General features: G+C 60.0%; 12 protein-coding genes. 5 read left to right on the top strand and 7 right to left on the bottom strand.

Translation table 11 applies throughout. From position 1 onward, the window contains the following. Window positions 1-268: 268 nt before the first annotated feature. From NKH95_RS06825 to NKH95_RS06805, 5 genes are read left to right on the top strand one after another with little or no spacing between them, the layout of a single operon-like run. Entirely contained in the window at window positions 269-3,004 is a 2,736-nt protein-coding gene (locus NKH95_RS06825) for an AMP-binding protein (RefSeq protein WP_352891242.1), read from the top strand. Continuing rightward, the gene (gene nadE, locus NKH95_RS06820) at window positions 3,001-3,984 is read left to right on the top strand and encodes an NAD(+) synthase (protein ID WP_032908690.1); all 984 of its coding nucleotides are present in this window, start codon (window positions 3,001-3,003) and stop codon (window positions 3,982-3,984) included. The genes NKH95_RS06825 and nadE overlap by 4 nt, the downstream gene beginning before the upstream one ends. A gap of 3 nt (window positions 3,985-3,987) precedes the next feature. Then, window positions 3,988-6,009, top strand: coding sequence for an asparagine synthase (glutamine-hydrolyzing) (gene asnB / locus NKH95_RS06815; RefSeq protein ID WP_023808957.1), 2,022 nt, complete (start codon window positions 3,988-3,990; stop codon window positions 6,007-6,009). Further along, window positions 6,006-7,559 (top strand): class I adenylate-forming enzyme family protein, encoded by a 1,554-nt coding sequence (locus NKH95_RS06810; protein WP_031212342.1) that lies wholly within the window; start codon window positions 6,006-6,008, stop codon window positions 7,557-7,559. The genes asnB and NKH95_RS06810 overlap by 4 nt, the downstream gene beginning before the upstream one ends. A 39-nt stretch (window positions 7,560-7,598) precedes the next feature. Beyond that, window positions 7,599-7,865 (top strand): acyl carrier protein, encoded by a 267-nt coding sequence (locus NKH95_RS06805; protein ID WP_013533122.1) that lies wholly within the window; start codon window positions 7,599-7,601, stop codon window positions 7,863-7,865. 60 nt (window positions 7,866-7,925) lie between these two features. Here NKH95_RS06805 and NKH95_RS06800 read toward each other — a convergent pair whose 3' ends face one another. The 7 genes from NKH95_RS06800 to NKH95_RS06770 all read right to left on the bottom strand — a co-directional run bounded on the left by NKH95_RS06800 (window position 7,926) and on the right by NKH95_RS06770 (window position 14,899). Further along, window positions 7,926-8,669 (bottom strand): N5-glutamine methyltransferase family protein, encoded by a 744-nt coding sequence (locus NKH95_RS06800; RefSeq protein WP_050592622.1) that lies wholly within the window; start codon window positions 8,667-8,669, stop codon window positions 7,926-7,928. Window positions 8,670-8,732: 63 nt separating this feature from the next. Then, window positions 8,733-9,995 (bottom strand): polysaccharide biosynthesis/export family protein, encoded by a 1,263-nt coding sequence (locus NKH95_RS06795; protein ID WP_023808954.1) that lies wholly within the window; start codon window positions 9,993-9,995, stop codon window positions 8,733-8,735. Between the two features lie 16 nt (window positions 9,996-10,011). Beyond that, the gene (locus tag NKH95_RS06790) at window positions 10,012-11,241 is read right to left on the bottom strand and encodes a hypothetical protein (protein ID WP_031212341.1); all 1,230 of its coding nucleotides are present in this window, start codon (window positions 11,239-11,241) and stop codon (window positions 10,012-10,014) included. Then, on the bottom strand, window positions 11,238-12,242 hold the full coding sequence (locus NKH95_RS06785; RefSeq protein ID WP_023808953.1) for an SDR family NAD(P)-dependent oxidoreductase: 1,005 nt from the start codon (window positions 12,240-12,242) through the stop codon (window positions 11,238-11,240). The genes NKH95_RS06790 and NKH95_RS06785 overlap by 4 nt, the downstream gene beginning before the upstream one ends. 87 nt (window positions 12,243-12,329) lie before the next feature. Then, window positions 12,330-13,004 carry a sugar transferase gene (locus NKH95_RS06780; RefSeq protein WP_023808952.1) on the bottom strand — a complete coding sequence of 225 codons (675 nt, stop codon included), beginning with the start codon at window positions 13,002-13,004 and terminating at the stop codon, window positions 12,330-12,332. After that, window positions 13,001-14,137 carry a DegT/DnrJ/EryC1/StrS family aminotransferase gene (locus tag NKH95_RS06775; RefSeq protein WP_023808951.1) on the bottom strand — a complete coding sequence of 379 codons (1,137 nt, stop codon included), beginning with the start codon at window positions 14,135-14,137 and terminating at the stop codon, window positions 13,001-13,003. The genes NKH95_RS06780 and NKH95_RS06775 overlap by 4 nt, the downstream gene beginning before the upstream one ends. 39 nt (window positions 14,138-14,176) lie before the next feature. Beyond that, a complete protein-coding gene (locus NKH95_RS06770) occupies window positions 14,177-14,899 on the bottom strand; it encodes a nucleotidyltransferase family protein (protein ID WP_023808950.1) in 723 nt (240 codons plus the stop codon). Window positions 14,900-14,904: the final 5 nt, after the last annotated feature.

Below are 14,904 nucleotides of genomic sequence, written 5' to 3'. Positions count from 1 at the left end.
ACATGGGAAAACAACTGGGTTCGTGTCACGGATGAGCTTGGAGGAGAAGTATTCGCATATTGCTTCGTTTCAGGCGCCGGCGAAGCGGACAGCAGCGCACAGCCCGACACCTCGGTAAGGTAGTCCCACAGCCCGGGCGGGCGCAGGCTTGCATGCTCAACTTCGAACGATTCAAGCGATCAAGACCGCCTGGCGCATCATCCGAATGATTGATGAAAAGATCATGCCGCGGGGCGATAAGCGGCAACAATCCTAGCGTGGGGCCCTTATGTCTCTGGCGCATTTAGAATCTTCGAGGGCGATTCGAACGGTGCAGACTGACTACCAACCGGTGGTCTCTTGTCGATGGTCAAAAGTTCCCGATCATGCTCTTGACGAGGGCGGGCCCGTTCTACGTCTGCATCAACGGATGGGAACTGGCTTCGTCGACATTCCGGTCTTTGATCACCTGAGGGAAATCGCCGGGCATTATTCCGAAAAATTAGCCGCCAGCGACGGCACCAACCGACTGACCTATTCCGAGCTTTTTCGGGCGGTCGAGGCCTTGGCCAGCCGGATTGAAGCCGTCGTTCCCGACGGAAATGCGGTTGGAATACTTCAGGCCAACTCGGTCTGGTACACAGTTGCGATGCTGGCCAGCATGGCATCCGGTCGACCGTCAGTACCGCTTAACGTGCGAGATCCGGACTCGCGCATCAACGAAATCGTCGCCGACGCGAGGCTCTCCGCCATAATTGGCGACAAAGGCATCCATGGCCTTGATCTGCCCCAGCACGTTGCCCGGATCGAGATAGCGCAATCGTTGCAGGCAACGCTTCGTCCAGCTGAACACCGTACCGTTTCTGTCGATGCACCGGCAATGGTGCTTTATACCTCCGGCAGCACGGGCCGCCCCAAGGGGATTGTCAACAGCCAGCGGAGCTTGCTGTGCCGAGTGCAGCAATATGTCGACGCCTGCCACATCAATGCGCAGGATGTTTTCCTGCCCCTGACCGGCCCGGCAACCATCGCCGGTTGCCGGGAAATCCTTGCTGCTCTTCTTACGGGTGCTACGTTGCAGCTTGTGGAGGTCGAAGCCGTCGGCCTGCGCTCGGTTCGCGGCCGCATGCAATCGGAAGGCGTGACGATCACGTATCTGGTGCCGGCATTGCTTCGCGCTCTCCTGGCGGATGAGCCCGCGGACGCCTTTGGTTCACTCAGGGTTGCCCGAATTGGAGGCGAGAAGGTGTCCTCGGCCGACATCCGCCTGGTGCGCAAGGCTGTCCCGCCAACTTGCCTGGTGCAGATCGGCTATTCATCGACGGAAACGACTGGATCGCAGTGGTTCTTGCCGCACGATTGGCCGGAATTCGATTCCTCAGCTCCCGTCGGTTGGCTGCTTCCGGGAATCAGCTTCGCAATTGTCGATGAAGACGGTTACCCGGTTCAGCCCGGCAAGATCGGAGAACTGTTGATCAGAAGCCCGTATGTCGCACTCGGATATTGGGAAAACGGGGCAGTTGTTCCGTTTGAAATAGATCCCGCCGACCAGACGCTTCGTATCTTTGCAACGGGCGATCTTGTGCAAATTGGGAGTGATGGCCTGTTGCGGATCATCGGTCGCAAAGGGCGCCAGATAAAGGTCAATGGGCGGCGCGTTGAGCCGGCCGAACTCGAACGGGTTCTGCGTGGCGCGCCGTCGGTGAAGGATGCCGTGGTTATCGTCACCCCGGCGAATGAACTGGTTGCGTTCGCCGTACCGCACGGCAGGGCGGGAGTCAGTTTTTGCGACGAGCTGCGCCAATTTGCCAGGACAAAATTGCCGCCGGCGCTTTGCCCGCTGCGGCTCCATGCAAGCGCCGAGATACCGCGGCTGGCCAGCGGAAAGATCGATATGGCAATGCTGGCTGCAATCGACCTTTCGGTGCGGGAAACAACGCCCCCACCGCAAATCGCCCATGCGGGAAATGAAGTTCCTGCTCATCAGATCGTACGGCGTGCCTGGACCAAGGTCCTTAAAACGCGGGTCGCACTGGGGTGCTGGGATGAAGCGGGGGGAGATTCGCTGAAGCTGCTGCATTGCGTGATGGAAATCGAAAGCGCGATCGGGCAAGAGCTCGGATTGGAAGCCTTCACGGTTGGAATGAGCTTCGATGAGATGGTTGCAGCGGTCATTTCCGCTCAAGGAGGCGGAGAGCACGCGCCCGCCTGGAAACACGAGCCTCCGCTGCTTTTCCTTTTCCCCGGGTCGGTCGGCTATGGTCCGAGCCTTGCTTCGTTCGCATCAGCAATAAGCAAGGTCGCCAGGGTGTCTCCCATCAGATATCCGGCCCTGGGCATGATCCTGCAAGGTCAGAACACTGTCGCCGCAATGGTCGAAGCTGCAATTGATCATATCAACCGCGTGCAGCCGACCGGCTGTGTTCGCCTGCTTGGCCACTCGCTCGGAGGAGCGGTCGCTTTTGAGGTTGCCGCGCGTCTGCTTGATCAAGGGCGAGCGGTAGCGTTCACGGGCATTCTGGATACCAGCCTGGTTGGCGAGCGCAGCAAGCGTTGGGAGACCATTACCCGGACATTTCACCGGATCCGAACCAATCGTATATCGGCTAGTCGGGTGGCGTGTCGCGCGCTTGCCAAGGTCGCGGTCAAAATGCACTGCGAATCCCGGCTTGCCGGCTTCCTCGACCGCTATGCCGAGGGTCAGTTCAATCCGACGAGCTTCAGAACCAAACTGGAACTGCAGGAGGTTCTGCGGGCGCGGGCCTTCTTCCAATGGCTGACAGAACCTAGGCCGATACTGCCGATCACCGGCACCTTGTTCCGTTGCGCGCGGCCCGGAATGCCCCTTGCACTCGGGTGGGATCGGGCATTCGTCCATCTGGACGTCATTCCGATCGCCGGCACCCACATCGACATGGTCGTGGAGCCTCATCTGACCGTCAATCGCCCACTCATCGAAAACGCTGTGACCGAGACCTACTCTTCAATCGAGTCACGCAAACAGGAGGCAGTGTCATCGACCTGATCGGCGAATTCAGCAGCGATGTGCTGGCGCTCGATGCCCGGCTGGAGATCGATCGCATCGTCGAGACTTTGCGCGAACAGGTTCTCGGCACACAACGGCGTCGCGGAGTGGTCGTCGGGCTCTCCGGAGGCATCGACAGTTCGGTCGTCGCAACGGTGTGCGCACGGGCGTTCGGAAAGTACAAGGTACTGGGCCTGTTCATGCCGGAGCGCGATTCGTCAGGCGACTCGTTGAGGCTTGGCCGCAGCGTCGCTGGGCAGCTTGGCATCGACACCATCCTTGAAGATATCGAGCCGGCGCTCGAAGGCATTGGCGCCTACGCCCGACAGATCGAGGCCATCCGAACTGCCGTCCCTGGATATGGCGAAGGCTGGAAATGCAAGCTGGTCATGGCATCGGTGCTGGAGAGCAGCGGCCTCAATATCACGCGCCTTACGGTCGAGGATCCGGACGGAAAGATCGACACCGTGCGTCTGTCGCCGGCGGCTTACCTGCAGATCGTCGCTGCTACCAACTACAAGCAGCGGGTTCGCAAGATGACCGAATATTATCATGCGGACCGCCTCAACTATGCAGTGGCAGGCACGCCAAACCGGCTCGAATACGACCAGGGCTTCTTCGTCAAGCAGGGCGACGGCGTCGCCGATGTGATGCCTATCGTCCATCTCTACAAGACCCAGGTTTACCAGCTGGCGGAATATCTCGGGATTGACACGGAGGTCCGAACAAGGCCGCCGACCACGGACACGTTTTCCATGGCGCAAACCCAGGAGGAGTTCTACTTCGCCTTGCCCTATCAGTTAATGGATTTGTGCCTCTACGGCATGAATCACGGAATTTCGGCCGGCGCGGTCGCCGCCGCCGCCGGCCTCACGGCCGAGCAGGTCGAGAAGGTCTATAAGGATATCGTCAGCAAACGCCGCGCCGCACGCTACCTTCACGCACGGCCGCAGCTGTCCGCTGCGATGGACAGGGATTGACCCATGTGCGGCATCGCCGGAATTGTGGCGCTGAAAGCGGCTGCGGAGCCTCCGTCACGAGCCGCGCTTCTGAGAATGGCAGCCGCGCTCTCCCATCGAGGTCCGGACGAAAGCGGCCTTTACCGCGACAAGCGAGCGGGGCTGGCGCATACCCGCCTGTCGGTCATCGATCTCTCGACCGGACAGCAGCCTCTCGCCGACACAGGCAATACCACCTGGATCGTGTTCAACGGCGAGATCTTCAACTACGTCGAGTTGCGTGACCAACTCATAGCCCTGGGACATCGTTTCCGCACCCGCAGCGATACGGAGGTCGTCGTGCATGCCTACCGCGCCTGGGGCGTGGGCGCGTTCGAGCGGCTGAACGGGCAGTGGGCACTCGCCATCTGGGACTCGCTGACAGGCCGCCTCGTCCTGTCGCGCGACCGGTTCGGCATCTGCCCGCTGCATTTGTGCGAACACGCTGGCCGCCTGCATTTCGCCAGCGAAGTTAAGGCCATCTTCGCAGCCGACCCGGCGATACCGCGGGCCTTCGATCCGGCGGGGGTCGACCAGACTTTCACGCTGTGGACCGTCGTACCGCCGCAAGGCGTATTTCAGGGAGTACAGGAACTTACCCCCGGCCATGTCCGCATCTACGACAATGGCAGCGTTCGTGAGCAGGCTTTCTGGAAACCTTGCTATCCCGAGAGCGAGGACCTGTCCCATGGCACCTTCAGGGGCTCGCTGGAGGATGCGGTGGACGAAGTGCGCGGCGCCTTGCAGGCCGCGACGGCGCTTAGGATGGTGAAGGCGGATGTGCCGGTCGGCTGCTACCTTTCCGGCGGGCTCGACAGCTCACTTGTCGCCATGCTCGGGAGGCGCTTCGCCGGCGCGCCGTTCCAGACTTTCTCGTTGCGTTTTGCTGACGCCGAATATGATGAAACCCGTTACCAGCGGCTGGTTGCAAGTGCGAGCGGCGGCGAGCACCACGAGGTGATGGTTTCGCGCAGTGACATCGCCGACATCTTCCCAGATGTGATCCGTCACGCCGAGCGTCCGATTCTCAGGACGGCGCCGGCGCCGTTGTTCCTTCTCTCGAGGCTGGTGCGCGAACATGGCATCAAGGTCGTGCTGACCGGCGAAGGGGCCGACGAGATGTTCGCCGGCTACGACCTGTTCCGGGAAGGCAAGGTCCGCCGCTTCTGGGGGCGGCAGCCCGCCTCTGCCCGACGCGCGCGACTGCTGGAACGCCTCTACCCTTATCTGAGCCGCTCGCCGGTCAAGCAGCAGGCGATGGCGCGCCAGTTCTTTGGACATGGTATCCATGCATTTGGCGCGCCCGGCTTCGCGCATGATACCCGCTGGCGCACCACCAGCGCCATCAAACGGCTGTTCTCGGCCGACATGCACGCCGAAACGGCGCGTCACGACGTGGTGGCGGACCTGCTCTGCCGCCTGCCCGAAGAGTTTCAACGATGGGGTCCTCTCGCGCAGGACCAGTATCTTGAGATCAGGACGCTGATGTCGGGCTACCTGCTCTCCTCGCAGGGAGACAGGATGCTGATGGCCCATTCCGTCGAAGGGCGGTTCCCGTTCCTGGACGACAGGCTGGTGGCCTTGGCGAATTCGCTACCGGCCGACTACAAGCTGCGCATTCTGGATGAGAAACACGTGCTGAAGCGTGTGGCGAAATCGATCGTGCCCGCGGAAGTCGTGGCCCGCAAGAAGCAACCCTACCGGGCGCCCAACGCACTTTGCTTCATCGGCGATAGCGCACCCGCCTATGTCCGCGAAGCACTCTCGGAGACTGCCCTGCGCGCGGCGAATGTCTTTGATCCGAACTCGGTCGCGCGCCTGCTGGACAAATGCGCTGCCAAGACCGGCGATGGGGATCTGTCCAACTCGGACAACATGGCGTTGGTCGGCGTGCTGTCGACGCAGCTCCTCCATCAGCAGTTTGTCGCAAGCCGCCCTTCGAGCGGGTGTGCGGTCGACCTCAGGATAGATGTCGATCACCTGCACAGGCAAGAGGTGCTGGTATGATGCATGGCGCCGTCCCTCTGCTGCACGACTACCTCAGCCATTCGGCCGGCCGGCTCGGCGACAAGGTGGCGCTGGTGTGCGGCGGGCACCGGCTCGCCTATGATGAGCTTGAGACACGTTCCAACGCGGTCGCCCATCATCTCGTCACGTCCGGGGTCGCCCCCGGTGACCGCGTCATGATCTTCGCCGACAACACCGTCGAGACCGTGGTCAGCTTCTGGGCGGTTCTCAAGGCGAGCGCCGTTGTGTGCGTCGTCAATCCGCTCACCAAGAGCGACAAGCTGGGGTATTTGCTCAACGATTGCCTGCCGGCGGCATTGATCACCGACAAACATTTGCAGCCGATCTTTACTGAGCCGGCGCGTAACTGTCCGTCGCTGCGGCGGCTCATCGTCTCCGGTCAGGTGGACGACGCCGAGCTCCGGGGATTGCCGCATGCCGTGCGCTGGGATGAGGCGGCTGCCGGCCACGGCAAAGCGCCGGCCCGCCGCCGCATCGATATCGATCTCGCAGCCATCATCTACACGTCGGGCTCGACCGGCGAACCCAAAGGCGTGATGCTGACACACAGGAACATGATGGCAGCCTGCGCGTCTATCGCCTCGTACCTCGAGCTTGGCGAAGACGACGTGATCCTCAATGTCTTGCCCCTGGCCTTCGATTACGGCCTCTATCAGATGATAATGGCATTCCGTACCGGGGCGCGGTTGGTCCTCGAGCGCTCGTTTGCCTTCCCCGCACAGATACTTGCGATCATCGAAAGGGAGAGAGTTACAGGCTTTCCCGGCGTGCCGACCATCTTTGCCGCGCTGTCGGATCTCAAGACGCTGAAGGCAAATGATTTTGCAAGCATAAGGTATGTCACGAACACTGCTGCGGCACTGCCGCTCAAGCACATTCGCCTGCTCCAGGAACTGTTTGCCGATGCCCGGATCTATTCGATGTACGGCCTGACCGAATGCAAACGCTGCACCTATCTTCCGCCGGAAGATCTTGCGCGAAAACCGTTGAGCGTGGGGATCGCCATCCCGAACACCGAAATGTGGATTGTCGATGAGGATGACCGAAAGGTCGGTCCCAATGTCGTCGGCCAGTTGGTCATCCGCGGAGCAACGGTCATGAAGGGCTACTGGGGTAAGCCGGAGGCTACCGCGAGGAAGCTCAAGCCTGGCCCTTTGCCCGGCGAGCAGGTTCTGTACACCGGCGACTACTGCCGAATGGACGAGGAAGGGTACCTCTATTTTGTCGGCCGCAGCGATGAGATCATAAAATCGCGGGGAGAAAAGGTGGCGCCTAGGGAAGTCGAAAACGTGCTGATGGAAATCCCGGGAGTACGGGAAGCCGCGGTTGTCGGAGTTCCCGACGACCTGCTGGGGCAAGCAGTGAAAGCGTTTGTCGTCATGGAGCAAGGAACGATCATAGGCGAAAAGCAGCTGCGGATGGAATGTCAGAAGCGGTTGGAAAACTTCATGATTCCGAAGTCCATCCAAATTGTGTCCAGTCTACCGATGACGGACACGGGCAAGCTCAAGAAAATAGCGCTGTCATAAAGCGATACCTGGAAATCATTTGGATCGGAGGCCAATTCAATGCTGAGCACGAACAACAGAATTGACACCTACAGCGATCAGATACGCGCCTTTCTGGCGTCAAATTTCTACGTGGCCGACCCGCGTGCCCTGGAGGTTGAAACGTCGTTGCTCGACCAGGGCATCATAGACTCGACTGGAGTGCTTGAAGTTATCGGCTTCGTCGAGGAGACATTCGGCATCACTGTCGAGGACAGTGAACTTCTGCCTGAGAATTTCGATTCCATCCAGGGAATTGCACGTTACGTGGTGAGCAAGGAAAACTGATCGCCGGGCGATGGTAATAAGGGCGTCTTCCCAACCGAGCGCGCAAACCCATGGCGCGGCTCACGCTGGCGTTCTGGCTCGTGCACAAACCACCCTGGCTTCACCAGCATTGTTCGCAACCGTGCGAATGCTCTCGTAGCCTTTGGAACGTTCAACCAAACTCATGACCTGCCGGTCCTGGCCAAGCCCGACCTCGAAAAGCAGCATACCACCTTGCCGCAGATAGCGCCGCGCCTCCTTGATCACCCGCATGTGAATGCTCAGGCCGTAGGGCCCGGCAGCGAACGCCTCACGTGGTTCAAGTTCCATCAAATGCGCGCGGTCGTTTTCGAGCCGCTTCTCGGAGATGTAAGGCGGGTTGCAAACGACCAGATCGATCGTGCCTTCGAGCTCCAGACCCGAGAAGGAATTGAACAGGTCGCCCTGCAGCACCGAAATGCGTCCGGCCAGGCCAAGATGGGCGACGTTCCGGCACGTGGTTTCTACACAGCTGTCAGTGAGATCGCTCGCCCAGACGCGCGCGGTGGGGACCTTGTATCCAATGGCGCAGGCGAGATTGCCTGCCCCGCAGCACATGTCGACGACACGCGGGACCGGCCGATTAAGTTCACGCAGCACATTGAGGGCGGTGCAGCCGAGCAATTCCGTCTCCGGGCGAGGGACGAGCACGCCGGGCGCGACAACCAACTTCAGTCCCATGAAGTCGGTGCGGCCGGTGCTGTAGGCGCTGGCGACATCTATTTCACCAATCACGACAAACCCGCTTTCTTGATTTTCCCATGCTCGATTTCTCAGGTCGCCCATGTCTTCATGCTGTGAGGCGAGGCATCAGCCTCATCGTTCCCGGCTAGGTTCACGTCCGCGTAGCTACTGGATCGCCGCACTCTGCAGGTCGCTGCTGAACCTCACCTCGATCGTGTCTCCAGGCGCGACCTCAGTGTCCTGGTCGACCGGTCGACTTCTCGACGCGTCGCCGGCCCCGCCGGTTATTGTGATCCGCGCCTGGAAGGTTTCGCCGGCGACCGGCAGTGGAAGAGCGGACGCCCCTGATGGCTGAAGCTTCTGGCTGGCTGCGTGGAGCCTTGCAGTGGTCTCGGCGAGGCGAAGGTCGGTGTCCCTCAACTCGTTCAGAAGGCCGATCCTTCGTTGATTTTCATTGCGTTCCTGCTGCCTGACGAAGTCTTCCTGCTGGCGTCGCGTTCTCATGAGTTCGACCGACGTCTCGAGCGCCCGGCTCGACGACATCAGCACGGCACGTCTGACGTCGGCGAGCCTGCTGTTGGTCAGGTTGCCCGATTCGAACGATTTGGTGACCCGCGCCAGATCGTCCTCATCCTGTTTCACCGCGGCCGCTTCCGTCTGCTCGCGCTTGAGCAGAACCTCGACCTCAGCCTCGGCATCCTTGGCGGTCTTGTCGAGATAGCTTTGCTCCTGTTGAAAATTGTTCAGCGAAATTCTGAGACCCTCCGCTTCCGCCTGCGCGACCGCCGATATCAATGCATTCGACAGGGGCGAACCTTGCGGCGGCTGCATGTCAAATTCTGCCTGGTTCTGAAGTTCGGCGCGGATACGGGCGCCATGAAAGTAGTCCCTGATATAATCCCCCCAGATCGACTCGTAGTCGCGTCGCAGATCAACGGGATCAGGTCCGCTTTGGCTTGCCCGCGACCGCAGAAGGCTGAAACCGCCGGCGACCGCAATCGCCTGCCGGACTGTCATGAGTGGCCGGTAAGCCTGCTGCCCTGGCGTCAGCACATCGCCAGTCACGTAGATCGGCCGGTACTCCGCGATCACGGCCGTGACGTCGCTCGGCTTGATGACGATCATTTGCTCCCGTCCATCAGGCAGACGCTGGTGGACGATCTTGGTTGGCAGCACCGCTTCCATGCGCGTCTGCAATTCAGCCGGCGTCAACCCGCCAACTGGGATCATCCCGAACTCGGGCAGCGCGATCGAGCCATCCATCTGGACAATCGCGCGTTGCGTTCGTTCCGCTATGGAGGCAATTCCTATCTCTACCGTGTCGCCGGGGGAAAGCTTGTAGGCCACCGGCGCTTCAGCCGCGGCTGCGATATCCAGGGCCAGGCAGCCGGCAAGCGCTGCAAAGAAAATTCGGCTAACGAAGGCCATTGATGGCAATCTCCCTTTAATTCAAGCTCGGCTGCTGCGGCCAATCGAGACGGGCGACGAATTCGTAGACCGGCCCACCAGGCACCCCCCAATTGCTCGACCAGATCACTTGCGACCCATCAGGGGACGGTGAGGCATGTGTCTCGCTCCAATAGTCAAATGGAGCGTTTCGCGTCTGCACGATGCGTCGGACCTCCTGACGACCGTCAACACGCAGCGCGATCACTTCGCGCGTGTATGGCGCCCAGTTTGGATGGCTCCGAACCTCATCGGGATTGCCCCCGTAACTTATAAATGCCCATTCGGGCCTGTCCAAAGCACGCAGCGACGTATGCTCGGCCTCACCGTACTTCGTGAGCGACGTGACCTTTCCATCGGACAGCCGACGCTTGATCACCTGATATTCGTCCGGAGCGGATTTGCTGGTTCCGACGTAAATCTCGCTACCATCCGCATCGAGAGTCAAATCGCCATGGCCGGGCCGATGATGGTCCTTCCACCTCTGGCGCAGGGTGCCGTCGACTGCGAAAATGGCTCGCTGCTCGGTGCCGTCGACCAGGTTTTGGAAACACAGGATGTTTTCTCCAAGCGGAGAAATGGTGCAGGAACTGGTCGTTCCGGCAACCTGGGCGAGATCGATGTCCGGGTATTTCAGACGCCGGTCGATGTCGTATGCGAAGACGACGGCAGCTCCATCATCGCGGGTCGCGCGTACGGCAATGCGGTTGCCGTCACGACTAGGATTTCCCTTGGACGGGCCGAATTCGAGATCCCGATATTTCGTTGCGGCATACACTATGTCCTCACGATTGGTGCGGGGAGCCCAAGTCGAGATCTTTTGACCGTCGACACAGATCATCATCTCCGCCTTTCGAGGGCGCCATTCGCACTCACCCGACTTGTTGCGGTGAAACAAAGGGAGGTAGGTTTTCCCGTCGAGGAAACACATGCCGTTGCAGCCGTTCATGAGGACGAGGAGGCTCTGATCCGCATTCCACGCTTGCGCGCTCGAGTATCGGTGACTGCAATATATCTTGCCGCAGACAATTCCGCTGCCAAGAGCTCCGGGCTGGGTAATCCGAGTAAAGCTGATCCCTGTCGCCGGATCAGTGACAGGTTTCAGGTAAGCGGGCAGATCCATTGACGGCTCCGTGCCTGCCGCACCGCTCGGCCGGTTTCCGGCTGTGTGCAGCGCCAGCAGAGCGGCCATCAGCAGCACAGCCGGTATGAGCCGCGGAAAGGTCATGTCATATAGCTCATTTCACGACGGACGCGGCCTTCGCTGAGGCGCGAGCGCCACCACTCGATGGTCCTTTCCAGACCATCACGCAGGCTCGTATGTGCCCGCCATCCGACTTTACTTTCAAGGTTTGAGGAATCGGCGAGCAACGCACGAACCTCGGAGTTCTGCGGCCGCACCCGGCTTTCATCGCGGCGGACCGGTTTCCTGGTGCCACTCAACTCGAGCACCAACTCCAAAACGTCCGAGACACTGGCGGCGCGCTGGCTGCCGGCATTGTAGGCATGGCCAAATTCAAGCTTGGCCGCCCCTGCCGCCACAAATGCCGCCGCAGTGTCTTCCACAAAGGTAAGGTCGCGGATAGGGCTGGTGTCGCCGACCATGATCGCCGAACAGTTCTCGTCCAGAGCCTGCCTTATGATGGTCGGCACGATGGCCCGCTCGCTCTGGCGCGGCCCGTATGTATTGAACGGTCGCAGGATCACCACCGGCACATCGAAGGACCTGGCATAGGACGCCGCCATCATGTCCGCGCCGATCTTGGATGCGGAGTAGGGGGATTGTCCCTGCAACGGGTGGGATTCGTGGATCGGCATGGTCAGAGCGGTGCCATAAACCTCGCTTGTGGACGTATGCACAATGCGCTCGGTTTCCCAGTGGCGTGCCGCTTCGAGGACATTCACGGTACCCAGCACATTGGTTTCCACATAGGATTGGGCAGCCGCATAGGAATAGGGAATCGCAATCAGCGCAGCCAGATGAAACACCACCGCCTGGCCGCGCACGATCCGGTTGATGAAGGCGCTGTCACGAACGTCCCCCCGAATGCACTGCAACTGGCTTCGAACGTGGTCGGGCAAATCATCCAGCCAGCCATGGCTGTCGAACGAGTTGTAGAGGGCCAGTGCCGTGACATCGGCACCTTCGCGCACCAGCGCTTCCGTGAGGTGGGATCCGATAAATCCATCCGCACCCGTGACCAGGACCTTCCTGCCGTGATAGTTCACGACCGTGCACTCCTTCGATCATGTGAGCCGTCAAACTGGCGAACGAACAACAATCCATTCATGCCAAACTCTCCTCACTTGCCAACTCTACCCACTTGCCGCGGGAGGCAGGGACACGCCGAAAACCGCCCTGAAGCCCCGCATTATCCAGACGAGGTCCGATGCAATGGTGCGCCGCGGATAGTAGGCGAGGTCGATCGTTGCCTTGGCCGGGAACAGGACCTCTCGATAAAACAGGAGCGGATCAAGGGAGGGCGGGTAAAAACAGGCTTCGTGACGGAAGAGAACCTGGGTTGGGCCGAGCAGGCCAGGCTTCCACTGTAGGACAGCTTCATTGCCGCCGCGGAAACAATCGGCGAAGGCAAGGCTTTCCGGCCGCGGCCCGACAATTGCCATGTCCCCCGTGAAAACGTTCCACAGTTGGGGCAGCTCATCAAGTTTCGTTGCCGCGAGAAAACGGCCTACCCGCGTCATGCGGCTGTCATCGTTCATGGTCAGCGCAAGGCCGAAAGGATCGGCTGTCGTCTTGAATTTGCGGAACTTGTACATGCGAAACGGTTTTGCGCCGGCACCCAGGCGCGTCTGTGCGAAAAGCACGGGCCAACCGCCCTCGACAAAGAGTGCAACGGCAATCAGGAGCATCAGTGGAGCGAGTACCATTCCCGCTACTGCGGCGAGGATGATGTCCATAGCGCGTCTGGCAATTCCGTGGCTGGTGCCAGCTACGGCGGGCCGATGCATCGTCACGTCGAGTGCGTTCATGCCGCGGCTCCCGCCCGCCCGCTGCCTTCAATCGCCGTGGCCAACGCAACAACCACCGACTCGATCGCACTTGCCGTAATTTGCGGGTGTAGTGGAATCGTCAATTCCCGCTGCGCGAAGTCCTCGGTCTTCGGCAGATGGATTTCAGTGAACATCTGGCGATAAAGCGTCATCTGGTGCACGGGCGTATAGTGGATTGTGGTCTGTATACCCTTCGTTCGCAGATGGTCGATTACCGTTTGCCGGTCGACGTCATGCGGCAGGAGGACAGGCATGATGTGGTAGGCCGAGGTCCGCGGTTTGCCGAACGGGACTGTCACAGCCGAGCAATAATCTGCGATCAGACGCCGATAGAGGACGACCAATATGCGCCGGATTTCATTCCATTCCTGCAGGTTCTGAAGTTGGACCAAGCCGATAGCGGCGCGCAATTCGTCCATGCGATAATTGAAACCGAGCATCGTCACGTCGTATTGCGGCGTGCGGCTGTTCAGCCGCTGATGTGTGCCACTGGTCATCCCATGTCCGCGAGCCTGGCGGATCGCTTCACGGAGCTGTGCATCCCGGGCGATAACGGCCCCGCCTTCCGCGGTGGTCATGTTCTTGTTGCCGTAGAAGCTAAAGGCCGCGGCCGCACCGTAAGTCCCCACCTCCTTAAGGCCGGGAGCATGCGCGGCATCCTCGACGATATGCAGTCCTCGCACACGGGCAAATCTCTGCCATTCTTCCCGGTCGGCGAGGTAGCCGGCAAAATGGACGAGAATGACTGCCTTGGTGCGTCCGGTGCACTTGGCTTCCGCGTCGCTTAGAGACATCAGTGGCACTTCGGCCGACTCTATGTCGACGAATACCGGTGTTGCTCCTACGTAGAGCACTGCATTCGCGGTCGCCACGAAGGTCAGCGAGGGAACCAGCACTTCGTCTCCAGGGCCGATCCCAAGTGCATGGAGAATGAGATGCAGGGCGGCGGTGCAAGAGCTGACGGCGACGCAATCGACCGCATCATGCACGGCCGCGAAGGCCTCTTCAAAGGCTCGTACCTGGTCCCCCATCGTCAGCCACCCACTGTCGACAACTTTGGCCAGGGCCGCCTTTTCCGGAAAGCCAAGAATAGGAGCGCTGACCAAGAGCATTACGACCTCCTCATGTTGGCGCGGCCGAGCGTTCGGCCCTCAAGCGGCCGCTGCCGAGACCTCGATCGATGCGGACTGCTCTTCCCAGGCAATGGTTTGTGCGTTTTGAAAATCTTCAACGCGTCCGATATCCAGCCAAAGCCCATCATGTTTGTAGACGTGCACATTCGTGCCGTTTTGCATCATCTGCAGCATGAGGTCGTCGAATCCGAAGGCGATACCGTCAGGTATAAAACGGAAAACATCTGGGTTCATGCAATATATACCCATGCTTACCAGATGAGATAGAGTCGGTTTTTCACGAAATACTTTAACAGTATTGTCGATCTCGTCGATGACGCCGAAGTCCATCTTGATGACGCGGGAAGCGGTGGCTATGGTGACTGGATCCGTGTGAGTCCGGTGTGATGCCACAAACCGGCTGAGACTGAGATCGGTAAGTACGTCCCCATTGAGAACAATGAACGGCTCGTCCAGTTCCTCCCTGATCAGGGAGAGCGGGCCGATAGTGCCGAGAGGTTCCAGCTCCTGGGTATAGCGTATCCTTAGATTCCACTGTGATCCGTCTCCGCATACGGTGCGGATCAAGTGCCCCAGATAGCCGGTCGTGACGTAGACTTCCTGAATGCCGTTCCGTCGCAGCCACTTCAAAAGCAATTCAAGAACCGGTCGAGCACCGATCGGCATGAGAGGCTTGGGCAAGATGGATGTGAAAGGCCGAAGGCGTGTTCCCATTCCACCGCACTGAATGACCGCTTTCATCTCGT

The organism is Mesorhizobium sp. M0848 (assembly GCF_040319805.1).
Lineage (GTDB): Bacteria > Pseudomonadota > Alphaproteobacteria > Rhizobiales > Rhizobiaceae > Mesorhizobium.
Note: the sequence above shows the minus strand (reverse complement) of the source record. Positions and strands in the feature narration are given on the sequence as shown.